Origin of the sequence: Aminobacterium colombiense DSM 12261 (assembly GCF_000025885.1) — a bacterium.
Taxonomy (GTDB): domain Bacteria; phylum Synergistota; class Synergistia; order Synergistales; family Aminobacteriaceae; genus Aminobacterium; species Aminobacterium colombiense.
On the sequence record NC_014011.1, the window covers coordinates 1802646 to 1826237 of the forward strand.

General features: G+C 43.7%; 21 protein-coding genes. 5 read left to right on the forward strand and 16 right to left on the reverse strand.

Annotated features, from left to right (window positions below; all coding sequences use genetic code 11):
* Positions 1 to 12 precede the first annotated feature (12 nt).
* From gcvPA to ppnP, 6 genes are all read right to left on the reverse strand, one after another.
* Complete coding sequence (gene gcvPA / locus AMICO_RS08940; RefSeq protein ID WP_013049132.1) at positions 13 to 1404, reverse strand: aminomethyl-transferring glycine dehydrogenase subunit GcvPA; 1392 nt, start codon at positions 1402 to 1404, stop codon at positions 13 to 15.
* 111 nt (positions 1405 to 1515) lie between these two features.
* Complete coding sequence (locus tag AMICO_RS08945) at positions 1516 to 3126, reverse strand: amidohydrolase (protein ID WP_013049133.1); 1611 nt, start codon at positions 3124 to 3126, stop codon at positions 1516 to 1518.
* Positions 3127 to 3168: 42 nt separating this feature from the next.
* The gene (locus AMICO_RS08950) at positions 3169 to 4479 is read right to left on the reverse strand and encodes a TRAP transporter large permease (RefSeq protein ID WP_013049134.1); all 1311 of its coding nucleotides are present in this window, start codon (positions 4477 to 4479) and stop codon (positions 3169 to 3171) included.
* Between the two features lie 15 nt (positions 4480 to 4494).
* A complete protein-coding gene (locus AMICO_RS08955; RefSeq protein WP_083775814.1) occupies positions 4495 to 5016 on the reverse strand; it encodes a TRAP transporter small permease subunit in 522 nt (173 codons plus the stop codon).
* A 45-nt stretch (positions 5017 to 5061) separates the two neighbouring features.
* Positions 5062 to 6138 carry a TRAP transporter substrate-binding protein gene (locus AMICO_RS08960; RefSeq protein WP_013049136.1) on the reverse strand — a complete coding sequence of 359 codons (1077 nt, stop codon included), beginning with the start codon at positions 6136 to 6138 and terminating at the stop codon, positions 5062 to 5064.
* A gap of 15 nt (positions 6139 to 6153) precedes the next feature.
* Complete coding sequence (gene ppnP / locus AMICO_RS08965; RefSeq protein ID WP_013049137.1) at positions 6154 to 6471, reverse strand: pyrimidine/purine nucleoside phosphorylase; 318 nt, start codon at positions 6469 to 6471, stop codon at positions 6154 to 6156.
* A gap of 701 nt (positions 6472 to 7172) precedes the next feature.
* Here ppnP and AMICO_RS08970 point away from each other — a divergent pair.
* Positions 7173 to 7835 carry a GntR family transcriptional regulator gene (locus AMICO_RS08970; protein WP_013049138.1) on the forward strand — a complete coding sequence of 221 codons (663 nt, stop codon included), beginning with the start codon at positions 7173 to 7175 and terminating at the stop codon, positions 7833 to 7835.
* 209 nt (positions 7836 to 8044) lie between these two features.
* Positions 8045 to 9112, forward strand: coding sequence for an AI-2E family transporter (locus tag AMICO_RS08975; protein ID WP_013049139.1), 1068 nt, complete (start codon positions 8045 to 8047; stop codon positions 9110 to 9112).
* Positions 9113 to 9278: 166 nt separating this feature from the next.
* On the opposite strand, the gene AMICO_RS08980 is transcribed toward AMICO_RS08975, so the two are convergent.
* The 8 genes from AMICO_RS08980 to AMICO_RS09015 all read right to left on the reverse strand — a co-directional run bounded on the left by AMICO_RS08980 (position 9279) and on the right by AMICO_RS09015 (position 18368).
* The gene (locus AMICO_RS08980; protein WP_013049140.1) at positions 9279 to 10493 is read right to left on the reverse strand and encodes an aminotransferase class V-fold PLP-dependent enzyme; all 1215 of its coding nucleotides are present in this window, start codon (positions 10491 to 10493) and stop codon (positions 9279 to 9281) included.
* A gap of 32 nt (positions 10494 to 10525) precedes the next feature.
* Positions 10526 to 11587 carry a 1-aminocyclopropane-1-carboxylate deaminase/D-cysteine desulfhydrase gene (locus AMICO_RS08985; RefSeq protein ID WP_013049141.1) on the reverse strand — a complete coding sequence of 354 codons (1062 nt, stop codon included), beginning with the start codon at positions 11585 to 11587 and terminating at the stop codon, positions 10526 to 10528.
* A 57-nt stretch (positions 11588 to 11644) separates the two neighbouring features.
* On the reverse strand, positions 11645 to 13015 hold the full coding sequence (locus AMICO_RS08990; protein ID WP_013049142.1) for an FAD-dependent oxidoreductase: 1371 nt from the start codon (positions 13013 to 13015) through the stop codon (positions 11645 to 11647).
* A 45-nt stretch (positions 13016 to 13060) separates the two neighbouring features.
* Positions 13061 to 13978 carry a dihydrodipicolinate synthase family protein gene (locus AMICO_RS08995; protein WP_013049143.1) on the reverse strand — a complete coding sequence of 306 codons (918 nt, stop codon included), beginning with the start codon at positions 13976 to 13978 and terminating at the stop codon, positions 13061 to 13063.
* Between the two features lie 56 nt (positions 13979 to 14034).
* A complete protein-coding gene (locus tag AMICO_RS09000) occupies positions 14035 to 14502 on the reverse strand; it encodes a RidA family protein (RefSeq protein WP_013049144.1) in 468 nt (155 codons plus the stop codon).
* A 45-nt stretch (positions 14503 to 14547) separates the two neighbouring features.
* On the reverse strand, positions 14548 to 16497 hold the full coding sequence (locus AMICO_RS09005; protein ID WP_013049145.1) for a TRAP transporter permease: 1950 nt from the start codon (positions 16495 to 16497) through the stop codon (positions 14548 to 14550).
* A 78-nt stretch (positions 16498 to 16575) separates the two neighbouring features.
* The gene (locus AMICO_RS09010; RefSeq protein ID WP_013049146.1) at positions 16576 to 17571 is read right to left on the reverse strand and encodes a TAXI family TRAP transporter solute-binding subunit; all 996 of its coding nucleotides are present in this window, start codon (positions 17569 to 17571) and stop codon (positions 16576 to 16578) included.
* A gap of 56 nt (positions 17572 to 17627) precedes the next feature.
* Positions 17628 to 18368, reverse strand: coding sequence for an FCD domain-containing protein (locus tag AMICO_RS09015; protein WP_013049147.1), 741 nt, complete (start codon positions 18366 to 18368; stop codon positions 17628 to 17630).
* Between the two features lie 214 nt (positions 18369 to 18582).
* On the opposite strand from AMICO_RS09015, the gene AMICO_RS09020 reads away from it, so the two are divergent.
* Positions 18583 to 19386, forward strand: a complete 804-nt coding sequence (locus AMICO_RS09020; protein ID WP_013049148.1) for an arsenite methyltransferase — start codon at positions 18583 to 18585, stop codon at positions 19384 to 19386.
* A 115-nt stretch (positions 19387 to 19501) separates the two neighbouring features.
* Here the strand turns inward: AMICO_RS09020 and AMICO_RS09025 are convergent, their stop codons facing one another.
* Positions 19502 to 19702, reverse strand: a complete 201-nt coding sequence (locus AMICO_RS09025; protein ID WP_013049149.1) for a cold-shock protein — start codon at positions 19700 to 19702, stop codon at positions 19502 to 19504.
* A gap of 288 nt (positions 19703 to 19990) precedes the next feature.
* Between AMICO_RS09025 and AMICO_RS09030 the strand changes: the two genes are divergently transcribed.
* The gene (locus tag AMICO_RS09030) at positions 19991 to 20845 is read left to right on the forward strand and encodes a transposase (protein ID WP_013049150.1); all 855 of its coding nucleotides are present in this window, start codon (positions 19991 to 19993) and stop codon (positions 20843 to 20845) included.
* Between the two features lie 247 nt (positions 20846 to 21092).
* Here the strand turns inward: AMICO_RS09030 and mscL are convergent, their stop codons facing one another.
* The gene (gene mscL / locus AMICO_RS09035; protein WP_013049151.1) at positions 21093 to 21551 is read right to left on the reverse strand and encodes a large-conductance mechanosensitive channel protein MscL; all 459 of its coding nucleotides are present in this window, start codon (positions 21549 to 21551) and stop codon (positions 21093 to 21095) included.
* A 381-nt stretch (positions 21552 to 21932) separates the two neighbouring features.
* Here mscL and AMICO_RS09040 point away from each other — a divergent pair, with 381 nt between their 5' ends.
* The gene (locus AMICO_RS09040; protein WP_013049152.1) at positions 21933 to 23591 is read left to right on the forward strand and encodes an ABC transporter substrate-binding protein; all 1659 of its coding nucleotides are present in this window, start codon (positions 21933 to 21935) and stop codon (positions 23589 to 23591) included.
* Position 23592: the final 1 nt, after the last annotated feature.

Consider the following 23592-nt stretch of genomic DNA (forward strand, 5'->3'; position numbering starts at 1 on the left):
CCTTCCTTTCTTTTATGCAAGAATTTCGGCCAGAGCTGTGATGAGCGTATCCATGTCTTCCTGGGTCACAGTCTCTGTTACGCAGTAGAGGGCACACTCACCGTAGCCGGGGAATATTTTTGAAACGTCAAGGCCGCCAAAAATATTCTTGTCCAGAAGAGCTTTGTTGATTTTTTGCACCGTTTTTCCAGTACCGTCAAAATTCACAAGGAACTCTTTGAAATGAGCTGTTGATGCAAGAGGAATTTTGACGCCCGGAAGCTCTTCCATCCTCTTCATGAGGTATTGGCAGCGCACATAAATGCTCTCCCCAAGCTCTTTCATGCCTTTAGGGCCCATAAGGGCTAGGTAGACTCCTGCGGTGATGCCCCAAAGGGCAGCGGCGGTTCCTACAAATTCCTTTGCGTTCTCCCGTTCGGCAAAGGAGGTACGTTCCCAGGCAACGTCTCCAAACCCCCATTCTCCATGAGAGGTGGGGGCAATGCCAAAAAGCCGGGATGGATATTCTTTGATAAAGGTTTCATCATCTCGAACCCCCATGAAACCGCCTCTGGCCCCACCGTAATAGGTGTGCATGCCGAGAGGCTGTATGTCGCCGCACACGATATCAGCGCCGTAACGGGAAGGTGGGGTGAGCAATCCCATGGAGGAAGAATCAACCCCTGTGACCATGAGGGCACCGGCGTTATGAAGAATTTCTGCCATTTTTTCGCCGTTGGGATCTATGGTGCCGATAAAAGATGGGTTTTCGAAGTAAAGAACTGCTGTTTTTGACGAAACAAGACTCTGGAGTTTCTGAAGATCAAGGCAGCCTGTTTTGGGGTCGCATGGAACATAGGCAATAGTGAGATCAGGGTTGCAGTAGTTTTTTATGACCGACATGGTTTCAGGATGAATATTTTCTGCCACAAGAACCTCCTGTCGGCCTGTAATACGAGCGGCCATTCGAATAGATGTAGCGGATGCCTGAGCCCCGTCATATGTGGGGACGTTTACTACATCCATGTCTATAAGCTCGGCCATCATACTTTCATATTCGAAAAGTGCCTGAAATCTACCATGATCTTCGTAGGGCTCCCCGGCGTAGGCGGTGAGAAACTCAGAACGTTGGTTAACTTCGTCACACACGGCTGGAACGTAGTGGTTCCAGCAACCTCCGCCAAGAAAACTGATATTTTCAGATATTGTTGCGTTTTTAGAAAGAATCCGTTCGATATGACGCTTCAGCCCTGCCTCGGAGAGAAGAGGGGCAGGAAGGTCAAGAGGACCTTTAAGTTTAAGCTCTTCAGGAATACATTCAAAAAATTCATCAATGCTTTCTGCTCCTATTTCTTTTAACATTTCTTCTTGAATATGAGGAACAGAGTTAGGAATATAAGGATATACAACCTTATTCTTGGCCATGAGCTTCCTCCTCTTTCTTGAATTCATGGTGTTCAAAGAATACATATTTTGACGATAAACTAATAGTACAAAATACTGATAAGAAACGAATTTGAGATTGCTCTGCGTATTTTACTTGCTGATAGTAGGCCAGTCTGTCAAATCGCCAACACTTTGAAGCCCATCAACAAATACATATTGAGGGGTAACATCTTTTAATTTCTGGGTGGGCATCCCCCAAATGTCATTGTTTAGAACGACAACGTCTGCTTTCTTGCCAACTTCCAAAGTTCCAATGTTTTCATACCCCATAGCTTTGTAAGGATTGACAGTGTAAATTTTTAGGGCTTGTTCCAATGTAAGTTTTTCTTTAGGCGTCCATCCTTCTTCAGGCTTACCGTCGGCGCCAGTGCGATTTACAGCAGCCCACACACCTGTCCACGGGTTGATGGATTCTGCCGGAGTATCGCTCGAACCTGTCAAAAGCAAACCGCCGTCATAAAGAGAACGCCATGGATAAGCCATTTCAAGACGTTTTTCTCCCAGTCGAGAAGGGGCCATATGCATATCACTAGGTAAAAACATGGGTTGAATATCACAGACAACTCTGAGAGATGCCATTCGTTTAATTTGATCCGGCCTGCACAGCTGTGTATGAGCCAAACGAACCGGCAAAGAATGGGAGGTTGTTCCCCGTTTTGACACAACGTATTCTATAGCGTCAAGTGCCTGATCCAGAGCCCTGTCTCCTATAACATGAATCTGCGCCTGAATACCTCTGGACTGACATTCTTCAAGCCAGGCCTTAACTTCGTCAAGGGAATGGTTTAAAAGACCGCAACTTTCCGGATTGTCAGAGTATGGTTCTGTGAAGGCTGCGGTAGCGGCTCCGAGTGATCCATCCAGAAATGTTTTCCATCCCTGATATTTAACCCAGTCATCACCTAAACCACTTGAAATTGGCAGATTGGGCATAAAATCGAAATAGGCAAATACTCTTAGTGAAAGACGATTGGCAGCTCTGAGAGACTGGTATACCTCGAGACTCTCTTCAAGACCATAGGAAAAAGCGCCGCAAGGATGGATCGCTGTTAAGCCATAGGCAGCAATTTCATGGCACTTTTCTGCAACAAGCTCGGTAACTCGCTCTTGAGTGTAGAGACTTTTCTTCATTTTTTCCACTACATTAAATCCCGCTTGCTCATGAAGTATGCCGTTGAGTTTGCCGTCAAGTCCTTTTACGGCTCCCTCTATGTCTGCATCTAAGGGAATGCCGCATTTCTCCAGCGCATTCGTATTAACCACATTGGTATGGGAACAGATACGGGTTACCACGATAGGATTAGGCAAGTTCAGGGAATCAAGATCTTCCCGGGTGGGAAGAGCAGGTCTATCCCAATGTGCCTCATTTAATCTGGACGCATACACCCAACTGTCCGAAGTAGAATTCTCAGCGCCTTTTTTTATTCTCTGCAAGAATTCTTCTTTACTTTTAACATCGCTCAAATCTATAGCTACTTTATATTTGGCAACAGCCGTCAAGTGGAGATGGCTGTCTGTCATGCCTGGAATGACTGTTTCTCCCTTGAGTGCAATTTTTTTAGCCTTTGCCGCTTTCGGATGAGATTGCACGCTGCTTTTGCTGCCCACAGCAATTACCTTGTCTCCCCCAAGAAGAAGCGCTTCTTCTACAGTACCTGCGCCAGTCCAAACTTTGCCGCCCTCTATTAACAAATATTCCATGGTTTAAGCACCCCTTATTTACATATTGATTTTCTTGTCAAATTAAATGAGCAACTTCGATAAACCCACAGCTATTTCCGGGAAAAAGGCCAATAAAATGACGGCCAGAATTTGTAGGCCCATGAACGGCACGCTAGCTGCATAAATATCTGAAATATCAATATCCTTAGGAGTAGCTCCCTTAAGATAAAATAGGCTGAAGCCAAAGGGAGGTGAGATATAAGCCATTTGAAGCAACATCATAAATACGAGTCCCCACCATAGAGGATCGAAGCCCATTTTTGTCATCAATGGAGAAAGGATTGGAGCTGCAAGCATAATCATGGCTGTGGGTTCCAAGAACATTCCAAGAAAGAATACAAAAATATTCGCAGCAATGAAAACTCCCCATCGCCCACCAGGAAGGGAGGTCGCAATAGTCATGACAAGCTGGTTTCCACCTGTTCCGGAAAAGACAGAACCAAAGGCAAGAGCTCCAGCAACAATCCATCCCACCATAGCGGTTATTTCAAGAGTTTCCCATGCTGACTCCGCTACCATCTTCCATGTAAGACGGCGGCTCATCACACCAAGCATCAATGCCCCTGCTACGCCAACTCCCGCAGCTTCTGTAGGAGTCGCCGCTCCTGAAAGGATGGAACCCAAGACAAGGAAAATTAAAATAGTAGGAAGGATAATTCCTTTAGAACTTTTTATTTTTTCTATAAAAGTTGCGCGATCTTCTTCTGGAAGAGCTGGACAAAAGCCCTTGTCAAGAAATGATCTGGTAAGGATATAGACACAGTAAAGAAAAGCAAGAAAGAGACCGCATGTTATTCCTCCAGCAAAAAGACCACCGACTGATACTCCCGTTATAGCCCCATAAACCACCATAGTAGTGCTTGGCGGAATAAGCTGTCCAAGGGTTCCTCCCGCAAGAACCGACCCCAAACTGACTTTTTTATTGTAGCCATATTTCAACATTTGAGGCAAACCGATGAGTCCCAGTCCGATTACACCTGCGGCAACAACACCGGAAACTGCCCCCAAGATGGCTCCTACCACTATAGTCGTAACAGCCAATCCACCTCGAACGCCTCCAAACCACTTATAACAGGCATCATAGATATCTTCAACAACTCGCGTTTTTTGCAAAATAAGGGCCATGTAAACAAATAGAACAACAGCTATAAGAGCGAAGTTGTTCATTGTCCCCCATACAGCCGTTGTTAGAAGAGATACGCCGCCAAAGCCCCAGAGACTCCACGCAAAAATAATACTGATAAAACAGAGAGAAAAAGCAATGGGAATCCCTAAGGCTAAAACCGCAAAAAGAACACCAAACATCGCAAGAGGTACATATGAAATGGTCATGTTTTCTCCTTCTTTTTACTTTCCCCGGCACTCCCGGATTTTTATGCTGAGATTGCGAAAAGATTGCACCATAAGCAGTAGCGTTCCTACAGGAACAACTGTTTTAAACCACCAGATTGAAGGATTGAATGCTGTTTGATGCATGGATTTTTCACCTATCATAAAGGATTGCCATGCCCATGGAACGCTGATGTAAATGAGAATAATACAAACGAATAGGATGACACACTCTGAAACAATCTCAAGACGAATTTTACCTTTAGGAGAAAGATATTTTTCTAAAATATCTACACTTACGTGCTTTTTTCTTGCGTGGCAATACGCTCCTCCCATTATGGCCTGAATACCAAACATAAAAAGAGATATTTCGAAACTCCAGTCAGGCATGTTGTGAAAGACATATCTCATGAAAGCGCTGTAAACTATAACTACGGCCAAAGGAAGTGTCAGGTAGGCTAATAATTTATTGATCTTTTCCATCAACGGAGATTCTCCTTTCGAGCAATTGCATTGAAAGGCAGAGTGAAGGTTGATCATTAAGAACCCCACCTTCACTCTGTCAAGAACAAAGATTACTAATTGCTACTGCCCATATCCATAAAATCTTGCTTCTTCCTCGTAACCAAGCTCATGGAGTACACGGGCATATATCTCTAAATACGCCTGACCATTGGGAGCCTTTTCAACATATTCTTTATAAACTTTCATTCCGACTTTCTGCATTTCCTTAAAATCTTCTGCAGGGAGACTTACGACTTCCACACCGCTTTCTATCCACTTTCTCTTGTAAAACTCATCACTAGAATGCATTTTCAGGGCAGACTGATATCTGGCATGATCCATTGCTAGAAGCACTATGGTCTTTAGATCTTCTGGAAGAGCTTCCCATTTCTTAGGATTCACTGTGAGGAATTTGCTTGAAGTTGCTCCAATATGAACTGCCGGATCAAGAGCATACTTTACTACTTCATGGAATCCCATTTCCATATTTTCCTGCCAGTTTGTCCACTCCGCTGCATCGATGGTGCCAAGCTGAAGTGCAGTATAGATTTCAGGACCAGACAATGATACGGCAGAGGCTCCTAAAGCCTGGTAAAACTGTGTGCCCATTCCGCTTGTACGGATATTCATTCCCTTAAAATCCTGAATGGACTGAATGGGTTTCTTAGCGAGCATTAAGGGTTCTGGTGTGCAGGCGTCAAAAGTTCCGAGGAGCGTAAGGCCGTGTTTTGCATAAAGTTCTTTCATAACTGGATAAGCAGCCCTATCAAGATACATAACTTCATGGTAGCTGCGAATAGGACATCCCGGACGGGTGGCAAAGGCTGCAAACATAGGATCTTTACCAGTCCAGTAGCCTGTTGAACACATAGAGAGTTCTACAATGCCGTTTTTAATAGCATCAAAAGAATCGAAAACTGGAAACAAAACACCAGCACCAAAAGGTTCTATTACAAGTCTGCCGTTTGAAGCCTTATTAACCATTTCACAAAATTCTTGAATGATCTTGTAGTCTTCCGTTCCCGAGAGAGAATGGGTTACCGCTCTCCACTTGTAAACAGTGTCAGCTGCTTCAGATGTTTCTGGGTTCATAAAACCACATGCCAAGAACAACGCGACACATAAAGCAAAAATTCCTATCTTCGACGAAACTTTCATTTTTTCCCCTCCCTATTAATTGTTGGAATAACTGCAAACATACTCTACAATTTCTTTGCATTGCAGCTCAAATGAGGTTGATGCAGGGAGCACGTAAAATTCCCCTTCTCCATACCGTACCCAGCTGCAGGAAGGATGGATCTTAACCTCAATGAAGCCCGAGGTTATCTCTACTTTTTCTTCCCCATCTGTAGAAAAAGAATAACGACCTGGCAACAGAATTCCTATCGTCTTTTTCATTCCTTCTTTTGTCCAGAAAGTTCTGCTCGTAACTTTTCCATCGTTATAGACATTTGCGTTGACAGCTATATCCACGTTTTTAATCACGTTCATACACATAGCCCCCCTAAATTTATGCTGAAAGCAAGAGTCAATTAATGCCGAAGTTTTGATATACTTCATGGTTTCCGCGTTTTCCACGCAGGGTTTCTAAAACTCCAATTAAAATATTAATTGATTCAAATTAAGCACCTTTTGGAGATAAACGCTATTCTGTCAAAAGAAGCATGTCTTGTACAGATGCAAAGAAGCGGGAGATCATTTGAAATATACGTGTTAGAATCATTTTGTATTCTTGGGATACAAGGTATTCATAAGTTATTTATAGCGTATTTTTACCTTTTGTCAAGTTTTGAAATTGGCAAGTGTGGCAATTTAAATGAGATGTATCTTAAAACTGTTTAAACAAATACATCTGGTGATGTGAAGATATTCTTTGACAATTCACTTATCTAACTTTAAAAGATAGTTTTACTTTTTGCTTTACTAACGTTTTTAAAATGAATAATTCTTGACAAGGCTGCTGGCATCTTTTAGTATTCAATGGATACAGCAACTTGAGTAAAACTAAAAATTGAGGCTTGTAAAGAAACACAACGCTCAACATAATTGCCAAACTATACTTTTTTTGAAAAGAATTGGTACAATATTATAAAAAACAAAGATGGTTTTTGTTTTGTTCGAAAAGCTGATTGTATAGGGGCTCTCAATGGGCCGCCTGTATTAATAAAAACCCATGTTGGGGGGAGTTCTTGTTGAGACACCGTTCGCAAGTTCAATCATCTGTAGATTATGCGTATAAGGAACTGCGCCATAAGATTATGAATAAAGAATTTAAACCTGGACAGCGCCTTCCGGAAATCGCTATTGCTGAGCAGTTAAATGTAAGCCGGACCCCTGTGCGGGAAGCCTTTAGGCAATTGGCGAATGAGGGGCTAATTAACATTTTCCCTAACGAGGGAGCAAGCCTGGTAAACCCTTCGAAAGAAGAAATAGAGAACACCTTCGAAATGAGGGCCTATCTGGAGTGCCTTGCCATTAAAAAAGCTGTGCACCGAATTACTCCACTTCAGCTCTGCATGTTAGAAGAAGAAATTCAGAAAGAAGAAAGCATCTTTGCCGCAAAAGACCTCGATAAGTATCTGGAAATCAATAATGCTTTTCACAAAATCATCGCAGAGGCCAGCGGAAACGTGGTTTTATACGAATTTATAGTAAGCGTGCTCTCTCGCTCTTTTGTATATCTGGTTCTTTTTGAGTCGTTTTTTGATTTTGGAGGAAATCCAAGCCTCGATGAACACAGGGAAATCGTTAAGGCATTGAGAAACCGTGATGAAGAAAGAGCTGTTGAATTGATGCGGGCACACGTTCTCACTTCTGCCGAGGGGATCCGCGACGGAAGTGGTGCCAGGTCTTGAAAATGTGCAATTGTGTCAGAAGTATGCAGTAACGGGAATGATGAGAGATAAGACAGGGGCTGCTCGATTGAATTGAGCGGCCCCGTTTTGATTTGTTGCTTTGTGCCTAGATAGTGAAATCATGCACCAATGCACATTTTCAAGACCTGGCACCATAGGGTAAAATAGGTAGACTTAATAAGTTGAAATACTGTTCAGGGGGGCACAAAATGACCTTTTCCACTGATAATAAATACGACTCCAAAGAAAAAGTACAAGTCGTCGGTCGATATGGATTGCGAAGCCAAGTTTTCTTTTTGGGCTTCCTGAGCATTGTTGCTGCGGGGATGGTATTGCATTTTGCCAGAGGAGTCGTGATGCCGCTTGTAGTAGCCTGGCTTATTTCTTACATTTTCAAGCCAATGATCCGCACCCTTGAGCGCAAAAAAATTCCGCCTGTTCTTTCTATCACCGCTCTTATAGCGGTTTTTCTTGGGCTTTGCCTATTGGCATTGAGCTTTCTGTACAGGCGCTTAGTTCCTTTTGCAAACGCTTTCCCTTCGTATTACGATAAGCTATTGCTGCTCGTGCAAGAATTCGGAAAAACAAATGACATTCCTACCGAGCTTTTACTTGAGTTTGATTGGGGGAAACGGCTTACCGCTTGGCTGATTACTTTGCCTGGAACAGCCATATCGCTCGTTAGCAACCTGTTTCTCATGATCGTTTTTCTTGTTTTTATCTTATTAGGGTCCCCCACCTCATCGGACAAATTAAATAGGGCCTTTTCACCTAAGACCTCTGTGCGTGTGCAGCAAATTATCGACTCCATATCAAAACAAATCGGGAGATATTTGACCACTGCAGTCGTAATCAGCGCAATGACGGGGATAGCCGTATGGATGGCACTGAAGCTCATAGGCGTGGATTTCTCTGTAAACTGGGGGGTTTTAGCCTTTCTGCTTAACTTTATTCCCTATATTGGATCGATTTTGGCATCCATTCCGCCCATTCTTGTGGCATTAGTAAAGTTTTATCCTGATTTTACACCTGCCATCATAACGGCTTTTGCATTATTGTCTATTCAGGTGGGTATTGGCAATTTACTGGCTCCAAAGGTTATGGGAGACACCCTTGATATTAACCCCATTGTGGTGCTTGTTTCGTTGCTCTTTTGGGGATGGCTGTGGGGAGGCGGTGGTGCTGTTTTGGCCGTTCCCATTGCAGTGGTAATAAAAATCGTATGCGAGAATATCCCTTCTCTCCACCCCGTTGCGATTTTCATGTCGTCAAAGTAATCGGTGCCAGGTCTTGAAAATGTGCAATTGTACCAAGAGAATACAAAGGGGGCGGCTTTAAGCCGCCCCACTTTCGGAGAGGAGTTGCTGCTCTTTGCGCTATACAGAGAAGGAAGCTTTTCTTTTTAGGGGTATTAATTGTGAAAACATGCGCTTATGCACATTTTCAAGACCTGGCACCATTTATTGTTTCGATTAAGGCCTTTTCTATCTTCTCCGCTATTTCTTTGTTCATATTTATAGAGTAGATCCTGACTATTCCCTGGTTGACGTAGCGATCACGTAAATAGATATTCTTTAAACGCATCTTTGCGCATATCTCATACGCACTTATGCCGGTGATTTTTTCATCCACATTAATTTCAAGGGTGGGGTAAGAGCATAGACAGTATTCGGATTCAACAAAAGTCGCGCTAATGCCAGGAATTTTCTCTATTTCTCCTTTTATTCCTTGCAACAACTCTATAAGTGATGCCTCTTTAGCCACAAAAGCTTCTACGTTTAGATTCTGCAACGCTGTCAACAGACCTACAATATTTTCTTTGCTCACTTTCATGGCGCGCCCTATTCCATGGCTTGGAGTTCCCCGGAATTTATCTTTTGGTATGAAAGAGCTTGGCGGGTTCCATTCGTCATAGGCTTCTGATGGGGCTTCCAACATTTGGATAGCAGCAGAAGCTATGAGATCTTTGCGACCGCAGAGGATGCCGCTGTTCTGAGGTCCGCGGATTCCCTTGCCGCCGCTGATGCATACCAGATCGGCCCCCATGTCTATAAACTTATGAAGGTTTTCTATTGGAGGAATTTCTGGAGCAGCATCTACAATTACAGGGATATTATACTTTTTGCCAACTTCGATAACCTCTTCGAGGGACGGATGGCTTCCTGTTCTTACAACATAGGCAATGGCAGCTGTTTTTTCTGTGATCATAGATTCAATGTGCCATTTATTGGTGATATATACAGAAAAGGGAGCAACTGGCGCGTGGGGGATTCCTACGCCGATAAGTTTGGCGCCAGCTGCCCGTATAGCATGGGTATATCCGCTAATCTGGTGGCAAGGCATTATGACTTCGTTCGGCATGTCGGTTGTATCGGGCAGCCGATCCATACGAGCCACATCGTAGCCACAAATACATGCTGCTGTAGCCAAAGTAAGAGCTGCACAGGCTCCACCTGTTACAAGCCCCGCTTCAGCATGAGTTTTTTCTGCGATGATCTTAGATGCGGCTGCCTGAAGCTGATCTAGTGGAACAGAATACTTTGCTGCCTCATCCATGGCATCCAAAGTTTCTTTCTCCATAATGGCGCCGCCGTATCTTGTGAGGGGCCCATCCACATTGATAATCGGTTCTATTCCAAATTTCTCGTAAATTGTCATGGCTACTCCTCCATTACTAAATTTATGATTGGTTACTCATAAATCGTTCCGGCAGTTTCCCGGCCTGAAAATAGGGCAGGAAGACCGCCCGTATGCCAAAATAGAACGCGGCTTCCAGAGGGTATCAATCCTTTTTCTAAATAATCAAGAAGTCCGGACATGGCTTTTGCTGTGTATACTGGATCTAACAGCACCCCTTCGCTGCGTGCTACATGTTTAATTGCTTCCGTGCTTTTCGGGGTAGGCACATCATATTCTCCGCCATAGTCAAAGCTGACATGGATGTCGCTTTTGCCGAAAGATAAATCTACCCCTAGGAAATGCGCTGTATCCCTACATGCATTCAAGATGTCGTCTTCCATAGTAGGATGCATGCCCGAGGTGCAATATCCATATATCTTCACTTTTGATTCAAATAGTTTTTTTGCCACGAACAGTCCGGCATAGGTTCCCCCGGCACCAAGGGGGGTTACGATGTAATCAAGATCATCCAGGGTCATTCCCAAATTCTGTAATTGATGAACAAGTTCAGCCATGGCCCATACATAGGCCGCATGGCCTTTTGGGAAAGGCGCTCCCACCTTGAGGTAGAAACAATTATGACCTGCGTCTTCGAGCTCTTGTATGCGTTTTTTGCGCATTTCCTCAGTTCTGTTGAGCCCGTCATAAAGGTTCTCTCCCTCATTTAATTTGATAAGGTGAACTTCGGCTCCTAGCGTTTTATCTAATAACAAGTTGCCTTGGCATTCAGTAGGGATGTTGGGCCCAAAGAGATAGAGAATCGTTTTGAGTCCGCATTGTACGCATGCTGATACCATCTGTCTGCACCAATTTGATTGGATTGAAGCGCCAGTGATAATATAATCGGCTTTCGCCGCTAAGGCGTCAGGAAGAACGAATTCGAGTTTGCGAGTTTTATTCCCCCCTAATTCGATCCCCGTCAAGTCGTCCCGTTTAATGAATAGTTCTATGTCATACTGGCGAGAAAGTCTTGGGAGCTTATGCAGAGGGGTTGGAAGGAAAGCCAGATTGACCCGCGGCAAAGCTTCCTTTAGTTGATTTAGCGTTCTTTCTATTTCTTGAATGTCTTTCATTATTTGATCTCCCCTCTTATCAAGAGATGTTTTTGCAGTCTGCCCTGGTTGTTAGGTCTAATCCCTTTTTAAAACTACTTTTTTCACTGCCTGGCTGGCCGCAATCAAGATAGGATCGTAAACAGGGGCTACAGAGGGAGCATATACCAAATCGACCTCTGATAGTTCGGCGACTGTCATACCTGCTGTTATTGCCGTTGCAAGCAAATTTATTCTTCCTGCGATAGATTCACTGCCTATTGCCTGGGCTCCAAGAAGTCTTCCCGTATTTTTATCGAATATAAGCTTTATGTTGTTGTCTTTTCCCCCAGGATAATATGACGCTTTATCCTTTTTCACTATTTTCGCCTCTTCTGGCAGAAATCCGGCTTCTCTCGCCTGATCCACTGTCAATCCCGTTGATGCTATATACAGATCGAAGACTTTTGTGATCTGGGATGCCAGCACTCCTTTAAACGTACTTTTATCACCCGCAATATTTCCTCCGGCAATTCTGCCCTGCTTATTGGCAGTTGTTCCGAGAGGGACATAAGTTTCTCTTTTTGTTATAAAATTAAAGGTTTGCACACAGTCTCCACATGCCCAAATCGACTCATCAGAGGTTTTCATGTACTCATCTACAACAATAGCGTTTTTAATTCCTGTTTTTAGTCCAGCGTTTTGAGCCATACTGGAATTTGGCCTCACACCTATGGAGACAATGGCCATGTCTGTGTCAAATATTTCACCGTTATTTGTTTTGACCCCTACAACATTGCCATTTTCACTTATAATCTCGCTTACTGTTGTTCCGGTATGCAAGTACACGTTGTTCTCTTCTAAGTTTTTCTTCACCGCGTTGGAATATTCTTCGTCAAGAAGAGGCAGAAGCCGTGGCAAAGCTTCAACAATTGTGACCTCTATGCCTAAAAAGGATAGCTGCTCCGCCATTTCAAGGCCAATGAACCCTCCACCCACGATAAGAGCTTTTTTCACATTTCTTTCTTTAATCGCGTTTTTAATAGCCATTCCATCCTCGACGGTTCTAAGGAAGAACACGCCATTGGCATGAACGTGGGGAATATCCGGTATTATTGGTGACGCTCCCGTCGCAATGACAAGATAATCATAGGGAACCTTGAAAAACTCATTTTTTCTTAAGTCATAAACATCTAGGGTTTTACTGTCTGCATCAATTTTAGTTACCTCGTGATGGATGTATGTGGAAATATCCCTTTTTTCTTTTAATTCATCTGGGGTAAAATCCGCCAACTTGCCTTCCGTTTTAACAAGATCCCCTATGTAATATGGCAATCCGCAAGCACCATATGCTATGAACCCTGTTCTTTCGTACACAGAGACTTTTATGTCAGGATCCATTCTTTTTGCCTTCGAAGCAGCACTCAATCCAGCGGCTGTTCCACCAATAACTACCAGATGCTTCCCCACCTTGGTTCACACTTCCCTTCTAAAACCTTACGTGACTCTTTATAATTATTTGCCGTTGCCATACTTTTCTAATACGCCAAGTTCACCCATTAACTTTTTGAGCTCATCAAATTTGGGCCCTACAAAATCAGAATAGGGTTTTCTCAAGTGACCACCCGGCAAGCCCAGGATCTTCAAAGCAGCCTTAATGACGATTGGGTTAGACAACTGGTAAAGACTTTCAAGAAGCGGAAAGTATTTAAAGTAGGTTTCTCTGCATGTTTCCATTGTTTTTACGCTATCCCACGGACGGGAAAACAACGCGACTTCCTCAGGAATGATGTTCCCTCCGATATTAGCTGTTCCGTTTCCGCCAATAGCAAGGGTGGGAATGACAATTGAATAGTTTGGATAATCGCAACAAAGAATATTAATTTTATCGCCACACAGACGTTTTACCTGCACCAGTTGTTTTACATGAGGCATGGCTTCTTTATCCACAACAAAGTTTGGGTGTTTTTCAGAAAGCCTGGCAATGGTACTTGCCTCTACAAGAACTCCTATTCTTGATGGGTTGTTATAGATACCACAGGGAATATTAATGGAGCCCATGCATGTATCAAGATGGTCATAGGCTGCGCCTTGAGGAATCAGCACATATGGCGGTACCGTAAAAATAACGCCGTCTCCACCCTCGCCTTCAATATACTTCGCAAATTCAACACTTGACTCCGTAGTATTTGACGAAGCATTGAAAAAAACTGGGATTCTTCCCTTTGTCATTTTTATTACTTCTTTGACGATCGCTTTCTTTTCTTCAATAGTAAGCAGGCTTGTTTCGCCACATGATCCCAAAACAAACAATTGGGATGTTCCATACTTGATTTGTCTTTCAATAAGAATTTCAAACCCGTTATAGTCGATAGTGTCGTCAGACTTGAAAGGAGTGGGCATTGCCACCCATGAACCAGTAGGTTTAAACATAAGAAGTGCCTCCATTTGTATTTAAGTTTTAGTCGTAATCTATTTAAAAAGTACCGCTAATCTTCTTTTTTTATTTCAACAATCAAATCTAATTCCACAGACGTATTAACAGGAAGCTCTGCTGTGCCAATTGCGGATCTGGCATGTCGGCCAACTTCTCCCCAAAGTTCTACTAGCAGGTCTGATGCGCCATTAATCACCTGCGGCTGCTGATAAAACCCTGGTGCGCTATTAACATAGCCCACTAATTTGATTATTTTCGTAACTGCATCGAGGGTCCCAAGCTCTTTTTTCAAAGAAGCCAGGCAGTTGAGACATGCATCCCTAGCAGAGAGTACTCCTTCTTCTAAAGACACTTCTTTTCCAACTTTACCCAGGTACCTTCTTTCCCCGTTGATCAACGCCGTCTGTCCAGAAGTAAAGGCCATATTCCCAGAGATTTGAACCGGAACATAAGAACCACCAGGAGTTGGGACATCAGGCAAAACAAGACCTAATTCAGCAAGCTTTTTTTCAACATTCATATAAACATCCTCCCGTAAAATATCTTTTGAACAAAAAGGCGCCTGTTAGCTGTAGCTTACGGCATTTTCAAGTTTCAAAAACTTCTGTATGGCAAAGGCAATGGCAAAAAGAACTATTCCTAATAGAGAAACCTTAAAACTAGGGAAAATTAGCGCTATGCCTGCTATAACAAAAATAGCTCTCTCAACGACTTTGCACCTTCTAAACAAATATCCAGTTATAGCGACGTCAAAACAAAAGACCCCGGCAAAGGTTGTGATGACAGTAAACAATATTTGAGAAAGGGTTCCGTCCAAAAGGAGAGCGGGCTGAAAAATAAAAACATAGGGAACACAAAATATTGGAATCGCAAGTTTAAAGGCAGCTACCCCGGTAGACCATGGGCTTGTTTCCGCAATTCCGGCAGCACCGTAAGCCGCTGTAGCTACAGGAGGAGTTATATTACAAAGAATTCCAAAGTAGAAAGCAAATAAATGGCTTCCTAAGGTATGCAGCCCCATAGATGTCATTGCGGGAATTAATAGAACAGAGACGATTATGTACACCCCAACGGTCATCATTCCTGTGCCCAGTACAAGAGCAGTTATCATGACAAGAGGCAAGAGTATAAGGGCATTTCCTTTTGCAATTTCCACCAGGGAGGTGCTTAATGTATATCCAAGGCCTGACTGCATAACACACCCTACAATAATGCCTGCGCACGCACAAGCTGTTGTAACGGAAAAAGCCATCTGGACACCTGATTTTAAACCTGCGCATAAACTTTTAAGGGTGAATCGGGTTTCTTTTCTTATAAGGCTCACCGCAAGAAGAGAAATTATTCCCCAAAACCCCGCTCTGACCTCGCTAAAACCCATAACCATTATTAAAATCAGCACGATCATGGGCACTGCCAAATAGCTTCTCTGGAACAAATACCCCCAAGAAGGCAAATTGGCGTGATCTTCATCGGTAAGCTGTTTGAGGTTCCATTTCCGCGCCTCCAAATGGACTATCACATAGAGGGAAAAGAACCATAAGAGAGCCGGCACCAAAGCAGCTTTGCATACTTCGTTGTAAGAAATGCCAAGGAACATCGCTATGATAAAAGCCGCCGATCCCATGATGGGAGGCATAACTTGTCCGCCAGTGGAAGCCGCAGCTTCTACAGCCGCTGCAAAGGGCGGTTTATATCCCATTTTCTTCATAATTGGAATGGAAACCTGACCAGTGAGGAGGGCATTTCCTACGGCTGTTCCATTAACCATTCCTACTAGCGTACTAGAGACTATTGCCACTTTAGCAGGGCCACCAACAGATTTACCAACAAGCTTCATAGAAAAATCCATAAAAACATCCAGGATACCCGTTTCTATAAGCAAGCCGGCAAATATAAGAAAAACAATGACAAAGCTGGCAGAAGCACCTAACGGAGAGCCCCAAATACCCTCAAGATCCAGGTATTGGATATTAATAATTTCACCAATAGTAAAGGGTGCGTGACTTAAAAATCCGGGGAACCACGGCCCGGCGTAAACGTAAAAGAGGAAGAACACACTTACTATCACGATACCTAGACCAACGTGCCTTCGCGCGGCCTCTATGGTTAAAAAAAGGATGATACCGCCAATGATGATGTCGTAAGTATTTGGATTCCCCGCACGTAAAGGAAGAACAGTGCTGTTTGTAAAGGTATAGTACAAACTCACAGCTGCCAATAACGCGAATAGGATATCTAGCGATATCAACCACTTTTGGCCACTTGACTTATGGACGTCTTTAATCCTTTTTTCTATAGAGCTCAAAAAAACTAATACCAGAATAACCAAAAGGTGTGTCGCCCGGTGCTGGAAAGCTTCAAGTTGACCTACATAGGACGTAATTATGTGAAATAAAGCAAGCGATACAGTAACAAGACCAATGAAAGTAGAAAGAATGCCATTTTTTCTTAGTTCCGACCAGATGGTTTCTTCGTCGGGGATACCTAATATATGTTTTTTTATGTTAGCAAGCATAGGCCAACCCTCCTGTTTAATACTCTACGCACCGGTAGACACACTCTTTTGAAACGCTTTTTCTAAATTGACATCAAACTATTTAAGGGGCATACCCGCCTCAGGAATTTCCATACCCTTTTCTTTGTAAAATTTATAGGCTCCTTCGTGAAGAGGAAGCACTGTTCCACGAAGAGCGTTCTCAAGCTTAATCTGGCTCTTAAATGAAGCTGGCGCAGCGTCAACGAATCTCTCATAATTTTCCCAAAGAGCTTTGGTTATTTCATAAACCAGGTCTTCAGGCAAATCTTTGTTGCAATAGAATCCACCGCCATAACCAACTGTGGTGATATCATTTTTCACACCAGAATATGCACCAGCGGGGATAATCCATTTTTCCATACCATATTTTTCAGCCATTCTATTTAGCAAATCTTCAGGAAGCTGCAGGATATCGACAGCGGAAAATGTGTCTACATCCATAAACGCGGAATTAGGAGGCATTGTCAAAATTGCATAAAAATCAAGGTGTTTATCTTTCATCAGAAGAGCTCCGTCTGGGAAACCTACATACGTTGCTTTTCCAAGCATGTCATAAGAGATATTGGCTTCTTCTAGCAAACGGTCAAAAACGATTTTTCCCGTAAAACCTTCCTTACCAGGGCTAAAGGATTTACCTTTTAAATCATCTAAAGATTTGAAACCTTGTTCTTTTAGAAACAGGATGTGAAATGGTTCAATATATTGGTTTCCGATGTATCTCAAATTTTTTAATGGCTTTTCAAAGGGAACTCTACCTTCCCATGCATCAAGAGCCGTTCCACTATAGGAATATCCAATCTGTGCTCTATTGGCATCTACGTCCCTGCAGTTACTTACTCCGCCGCCAATCGTAGGGGAAGCGTTTGCGCCTTCTACCTTTTCTGTAATAATGCTTGCCAAAACTGACCCGCCGGAAAACCACGTGCCGCCCACAGTGCCTGTCGCTATTTTGAGGTATTTCGTACCCCCACTGGCCAAACCAATTCCAGAGAAAAGAAAGATGCATAATAACACTGACAAGATCCTTACTAGCTTTGTGTTGATTTTGCTCATGACCTTACCTCCTTTTAATCTTGTTTAAAATAGAGTGTTCAAACATAAGCACACCTTTAAATGCAGACACTTTCGTTAGACTCCTGTGTGGTTTTCTCCACAAAAGACAAATCTTTTAAGATGTTATTCAAATGTTCAGTCATAAGTTGGCGCGCTTCTTCTTTCTCTTTGTTTTTTATTGCCCTGTATATGGCTTTATGGTCTGACCCAATAGTGCTTCCGGCCTGATTTCTCAACCTCTCAACAATTGAAGAGTCTTGGCCGCCGTGCCGAATGACACGCAAGGCGGTTTCAATAATTCGATTCTTGGAGGCCCTGGCAATGGCGTCGTGAAACTTAACGTCAGTAACTGCCATACTCTTATTAGAAGCAAGTAACTTTTCCATTTCGCATAAGATTTTTTCGATTTCCTGCAAGTCTTCCAAAGTTGCGTTTTCAGCCGCAAGGGCGGCAGCTTCAGACTCTAAAGCACGTCTCGCAACCAAAATATCTCGCACATACGTGCCTTCTTCTGTGAATAAAAATTGACTAAAATCCCTTAAAGATTCTTTTTTCTCTTGCAAAGAAAGAAGATACTTAAGGTATTCTTTCCCTTTATCGGAGAGTATCCTTCCCTGAAAACCAATCTTGTTGAGAAGTCCACCATCGTCTAACTTTCTTAGAATCCGTCCAACAGTGGCCTCTCCAAGTTGAAAGCCCTTCTTATCCAGAAAAACACGTATTGCCCCCGCACCCTGGGGACTGTCGTTCATGGAAAAAAAAGAAAGAACTAGACATTCAATTTTTTTATTGCTCATCTGTACCCCTCCTCGCTGCTCATCACTGATGAGTAGCTTGTTATTATTATAGTCATTTTTTGCACAATGTCAAGAAGCTGGAGAAGCTGGTGCCAGGTCTTGAAAATGTGCATGAATGAATTTTTTCACAAACTGTGAGCTTTTGCTCGCTTTTGCCCATTTACATGACCCAGTGTGGTCTTATATATTTAAAATGTTGGGGGGGGGGAGAAATATGACTGATAAGAAAAAACATAAAGCAAAAAGCGCTGATGAAATTCGAAGTAAAATACGGGAGCGATATGGAGCTATTGCGCAATCCGAGACATCGTGTTGCGGCCAGGGTGCTTCATGCTGTTCACCCTCCTCCCAACCTGACATTTCACAAGTATTGGGATATTCTGATGCAGAACTTTCCTCCACAGCAAAGGGGGCAAATATGGGGCTTGGTTGCGGGAATCCTCTAGGAATTGCAAGCCTTAAGCCTGGAGACATCGTTTTAGACCTGGGAAGCGGAGGAGGTTTTGACTGTTTTCTTGCAGCACAGGCTGTTGGAAAGGATGGTTTTGTTATAGGAGTCGACATGACTCCCAACATGATTGACAAAGCACGCTCCATAGCGGAAAAAGAAAACTATTCCAATGTGGAGTTCAGACTCGGGGAAATAGAACATCTTCCTGTAGCAGATGCCTCTGTGGATATTGTTATATCAAATTGCGTTATCAATCTTTCTTTTCATAAGCAGCAGGTTTTTTTGGAAATATACAGGGTGCTTCGCAAGGAAGGGCGAGTCGCTATTGCTGATATAGTAGCTTTACAGAATCTTCCGGACGAAATTCGAACAAATCAGAACGCTTATAGCGGGTGTGTTGCAGGAGCGGCCCTTGTTAAAGAAGTAGAAGAAATGTTAAAAAATGCTGGTTTCAAAGATATTATAATTACAGTAAAAGAAGAAAGCCGTGAATATATAAAAGACTGGTTTCCTGGGAGTGGCGTTGAAAATTTTGTGCGATCCGCATATGTCGAAGCTAAAAAGTAGCAGTGCCAGGTCTTGAAATTGTGCATTCCAGACTCTCACCGTATAGATTGCGCCCATGCTGGGCGCACACAAAAAAACGGCCTCGAAAGAGGCCGTTTTTATACTCAGCTGAGTCTTAAAGCTTGACTACGTTTGCTGCCTGGTCACCTTTAGCGCCAGCTGTCACTTCAAATGTAACTCTCTGACCCTCATCAAGAGTTTTAAAGCCATCACCCTGAATAGAGCTGAAGTGAACGAACACGTCTTTACCTTCGTCGCTGGTGATAAATCCATAGCCCTTTGTCGCATTAAACCATTTGACTGTTCCCTGACTCAAGTTGTTGCCTCCTAATTAAACGAGTAGCCGGCAAGTAACCAGCGATAGTAAAATTATCACATTTACATACAACGGTCTAGTAGGCGCCTTTCTTTTATACAAAAAACATTAAATGGTGCCAGGTCTTGAAATTGTGCAAAAGTGCACGGATTCACATAAAACAACGAGAAATCTTCGCTTTATAAAAATGATGTCTTAACAACTTTACAAAAAGTTCTTTATCTCTCTTGAATCTGTACCTACATGCATAATTTCACTTTTTCCTTTATGTATGCTATGTTATAAGGCATGGCAAGACCACTCCGAATTGAGTTCCCAGGAGCTCTTTACCATGTCACTTCCCGAGGAAACGCCCGGCAGAATATATTTAAAGACGATCTGGATCGTCGCCAGTTCCTAAAAATTTACGCCCGGAACTACAGTCGGCTTGGGTGGAGATGTTACGCCTATTGTCTTATGTCAAACCATTATCATTTTGTCATTGAAACACCCCTGCCTAATTTGTCCGCTGGCATGCGGGATTTGAACGGGAATTATACCCGCTTCTTTAACACGCGTCACGAACGGGTCGGCCATTTATTTCAGGGACGCTATAAAGCTTTTTTAGTCGATCGCGATGAGTATTTACTTGAAGCCGTTCGCTATGTAGAGCTAAACCCCGTTCGGGCGGAAATCGTAGCCAGCCCTGAAAAATGGAACTGGAGTAGCTACCGCAGCACTGTCGGGATAGCGAATTCGCCTGTTTGGCTTCATAGTCAGGAGGTGTTACAGCATTTTAACGGTTCTGCTTCTCAGGCAAAAATGGAGTATTCTAGTTTCATATCTGAGGGAATACCTCATTGTGATTCTATATATGATCTCGTAAAAAAGAACCTCTACTTAGGAAATGACAGCTTTGTGGGAAACATAGAAAAGGCCATTCGAGATCAGAAAACTTTATCCTCCGAGATTCCTCGCGAGCAACATCCAGAGAGCAAACCACATAAAAGTCTTTCTTATTACGAAAAAGCCTACACAGACCAAAGGGAAGGAATGGCAAGAGCTTACGAATCAGGCGACTTTACCATATCCGAAATTGCACGTTTTTATCAGGTTCACTACAGCACCGTAAGCCGCGTTGTCAAAAAATTTCGAAAAGAATAATGGTGAAGAACGGTGCCAAACTTTGGAAATGGGCAGTTTTATAGATGATGTACAAAGTGACATAAAAAAAGGGAAAGGTCCTATTACAGGCTCTCCTCTCCCTAGTTTTCCTTTGAACAAATGACAAAATCCAAAATGAATAAAACTTTCCTCTATCTATATTCCTCTCACAGTCTCTATATTCCTTACTTATCGCTCTACTTGGTGCCCTGAATCACTAATGCACATTTTCAAGACCTGGCACCATTTAGCTGGCTTCGAGGGTAGATGTGCAGGCTGGACATCTGACGGCTTTTTCTGGAATCTCCGTTAAGCAATATGGGCAAATCTTAACGGGAGCTTTGGGAGCAGGTTCTGGTGGCTTGCGCAGCCGGTTTATATTTTTAACAAGAATAAAAACAGCAAAAGCTACAATGAGAAAGCTGATCACCGTATTTAAAAACACCCCCAAATTCAGTGTGACCGCACCCGCTTCCTGGGCCTGGGTTAAAGAAACATAAGGTTTGGGAGTGGCACCTTCCTTAAGCACCAGATAGAGATCTTTAAAATCCACGTTTCCCAGGGCTAAGCCAATAGGCGGCATAATAACATCCTTTACAAGAGACGAAACGACTCCCCCAAATGCGCCGCCTATAATGATACCCACAGCCATGTCCAGGGCATTCCCCTTCACAGCAAACTCTTTAAACTCTTTTATTATTGACATTTTCCTTCCCCCCTGTCATTAAAAAGGTATTACATTATAATTATGTTGATTATAAACAGAAAGCTAAAATGTAACAACAGACACTTTTTCAACAAAATTGCAAAACAAAGTCTGTTTCGCGAAGGCCTTTTTGATACACTTGTCGGAACCAAAGTAGGCAATCTACACAATACGTTTCAAGGCATCTTAAGATCCGTCTGCTTAAAAAACACCTGCGGCTACTATGCAGAATCTGATACCATGACACTATAAGTTCATAAATATTATACACAGCTAGATGGCTTCTAAACGCCATTATCAAATAGAGCGCCAATATAAAACAGGCATGATACCGCTATGGGTATGCAAAAATTCAAGACCTGGCACCGTGGGGGTGGGAGAATGAGACGATTTTCTATTTTGATTGGGGTTATTCTTTGTTTGAGCACTGCTGCCTTTGCTTTTGATGCCACCACTTTTAAGGGGCCGAAGGTAGAAGACCTTTATTTAGTTATTGTGCGGGATCCTGACGCCCAGCTGCTGGCCCTCGAGAAAGATGAGATTCATATTCTTTCTGACATTGCCCGGCCGGCTGATATAGAAAGGCTATCACAAAATTCTTCTGTGCTTATGTCCCTGGCCAAGGGGTTTCACGGCTTTTTCTTCGGTTTGAATCTTCGTACTTTCCCTTGGAACCGCCTTGAACTGAGACAGGCCGCCTGGGAAGCCATCCCCAGGGAGAAGCTTGTCCGCGATCTTTTTGCGGGGTACGCCGAACCCCTTTCAACTTTTTTGCCTCCTGCGTCTCCTTATTTTGAGGATGACGTGGTGAAGTATTCCCATAGTTTTGAAAAGGCTAAGGAACGTCTGGGCAACGCCGGCTGGAGCTGGAACAATAAGGGGATTCTTATGGCCCCAGCAGGGGAAGGCTCAACAGAGAAGATTACTCTTTCGCCCATGAAGCTTCTTTCTCCCACTGCTCAGGTGGCTCCAACAACCGCGGAGATTGCCGAGCGGATTGCCGCGTCTCTTCGGGGCATTGGCGTTCCCATAGAAGTGGAACCTATGGATTTTTCTGCCATGATCGCCCGCCTCGACGAGAGGAACTTCGATTCTTACGTCATGGCCTGGCAGATGACCCGTGACCCTGACTCCCTTTTCGCCTTTTACCATTCTTCCATGGATGTAAAGGGCGGCTACAATATTCCCGGCATTGCTGAACCTCGCCTCGATAAGGTTCTTGCTGAGCTTCGGTGGGCTCCTGACGAAGCATCTGCGCGGCAGGCTGCTTCAGAAAGCCAGAAGCTTCTTGCGGAGCTTGTTCCCGTGATCCCAATTTATAGCCGCTACTTTATTACGGCAGCATCTTCTTCGTGGAAGGGCTACGTGACCACTCCCTACGCTACAGCGGATAATACGTGGAGTCTTTTTCAGCTGGAACCAGCCTCCGGTGCTATGAAGCCGCTCCGCTGGGCCCTTTCAGATGAGCCCCGTTCACTCAACCCCCTTGCTGCAGGTTCGGCCTATGACTGGAGTGTGCTGGGATTTATCTATGATGCCCTCATTACCGTGGATCCGGAAACTCTTCTGGATTTGCCGTGGATTGCAGAGTCATGGACTATTGACACTGCCGATGGGGGAACAAGGCTGACCTTCCATCTGAAGGAAGGGCTCATCTGGCAGGATGGCCGTCCCATTACTGCTGGAGATAGCGCCTACACCATTCAGTATCTGCGAGAGCACCAGCCGCCCCGCTATTACGATTCTGTTCGGGATGTGGCCTCTGTAGAGACACCTGACGACCTGACCCTTGTGGTTACTATGAATTCCACCAGTTACTGGCACCTCCACAACATTGGCGGTCTGCCCATCTTCCCCCGCCATGTTCTTGAGCAGGTAAAGGACTGGCGAAGCTGGAAACCGGCTGAAACCTGGCTTGACAAAGATAAAAAACTCACCCAGCTCATGGGGTCGGGGCCTTTTATTTTCAGAGAATACCGTCCCGGCGAATATGTGCATCTTACCCGTAATCCCGCCTTCTGGCTTCTGAACAGCAGGTGAA

What these genes read in the sequence shown, in the direction of transcription:
- gcvPA (WP_013049132.1), bottom strand. Translation starts at nt 1,404, where the DNA reads ATGGCCAAGAATAAGGTTGTATATCCTTATATTCCTAACTCTGTTCCT.
- AMICO_RS08945 (WP_013049133.1), bottom strand. Translation starts at nt 3,126, where the DNA reads ATGGAATATTTGTTAATAGAGGGCGGCAAAGTTTGGACTGGCGCAGGT.
- AMICO_RS08950 (WP_013049134.1), bottom strand. Translation starts at nt 4,479, where the DNA reads ATGACCATTTCATATGTACCTCTTGCGATGTTTGGTGTTCTTTTTGCG.
- AMICO_RS08955 (WP_083775814.1), bottom strand. Translation starts at nt 5,016, where the DNA reads ATGATCAACCTTCACTCTGCCTTTCAATGCAATTGCTCGAAAGGAGAA.
- AMICO_RS08960 (WP_013049136.1), bottom strand. Translation starts at nt 6,138, where the DNA reads ATGAAAGTTTCGTCGAAGATAGGAATTTTTGCTTTATGTGTCGCGTTG.
- ppnP (WP_013049137.1), bottom strand. Translation starts at nt 6,471, where the DNA reads ATGAACGTGATTAAAAACGTGGATATAGCTGTCAACGCAAATGTCTAT.
- AMICO_RS08975 (WP_013049139.1), top strand. Translation starts at nt 8,045, where the DNA reads ATGACCTTTTCCACTGATAATAAATACGACTCCAAAGAAAAAGTACAA.
- AMICO_RS08980 (WP_013049140.1), bottom strand. Translation starts at nt 10,493, where the DNA reads ATGACAATTTACGAGAAATTTGGAATAGAACCGATTATCAATGTGGAT.
- AMICO_RS08985 (WP_013049141.1), bottom strand. Translation starts at nt 11,587, where the DNA reads ATGAAAGACATTCAAGAAATAGAAAGAACGCTAAATCAACTAAAGGAA.
- AMICO_RS08995 (WP_013049143.1), bottom strand. Translation starts at nt 13,978, where the DNA reads ATGTTTAAACCTACTGGTTCATGGGTGGCAATGCCCACTCCTTTCAAG.
- AMICO_RS09000 (WP_013049144.1), bottom strand. Translation starts at nt 14,502, where the DNA reads ATGAATGTTGAAAAAAAGCTTGCTGAATTAGGTCTTGTTTTGCCTGAT.
- AMICO_RS09005 (WP_013049145.1), bottom strand. Translation starts at nt 16,497, where the DNA reads ATGCTTGCTAACATAAAAAAACATATATTAGGTATCCCCGACGAAGAA.
- AMICO_RS09010 (WP_013049146.1), bottom strand. Translation starts at nt 17,571, where the DNA reads ATGAGCAAAATCAACACAAAGCTAGTAAGGATCTTGTCAGTGTTATTA.
- AMICO_RS09015 (WP_013049147.1), bottom strand. Translation starts at nt 18,368, where the DNA reads ATGAGCAATAAAAAAATTGAATGTCTAGTTCTTTCTTTTTTTTCCATG.
- AMICO_RS09020 (WP_013049148.1), top strand. Translation starts at nt 18,583, where the DNA reads ATGACTGATAAGAAAAAACATAAAGCAAAAAGCGCTGATGAAATTCGA.
- AMICO_RS09030 (WP_013049150.1), top strand. Translation starts at nt 19,991, where the DNA reads ATGGCAAGACCACTCCGAATTGAGTTCCCAGGAGCTCTTTACCATGTC.
- mscL (WP_013049151.1), bottom strand. Translation starts at nt 21,551, where the DNA reads ATGTCAATAATAAAAGAGTTTAAAGAGTTTGCTGTGAAGGGGAATGCC.
- AMICO_RS09040 (WP_013049152.1), top strand. Translation starts at nt 21,933, where the DNA reads ATGAGACGATTTTCTATTTTGATTGGGGTTATTCTTTGTTTGAGCACT.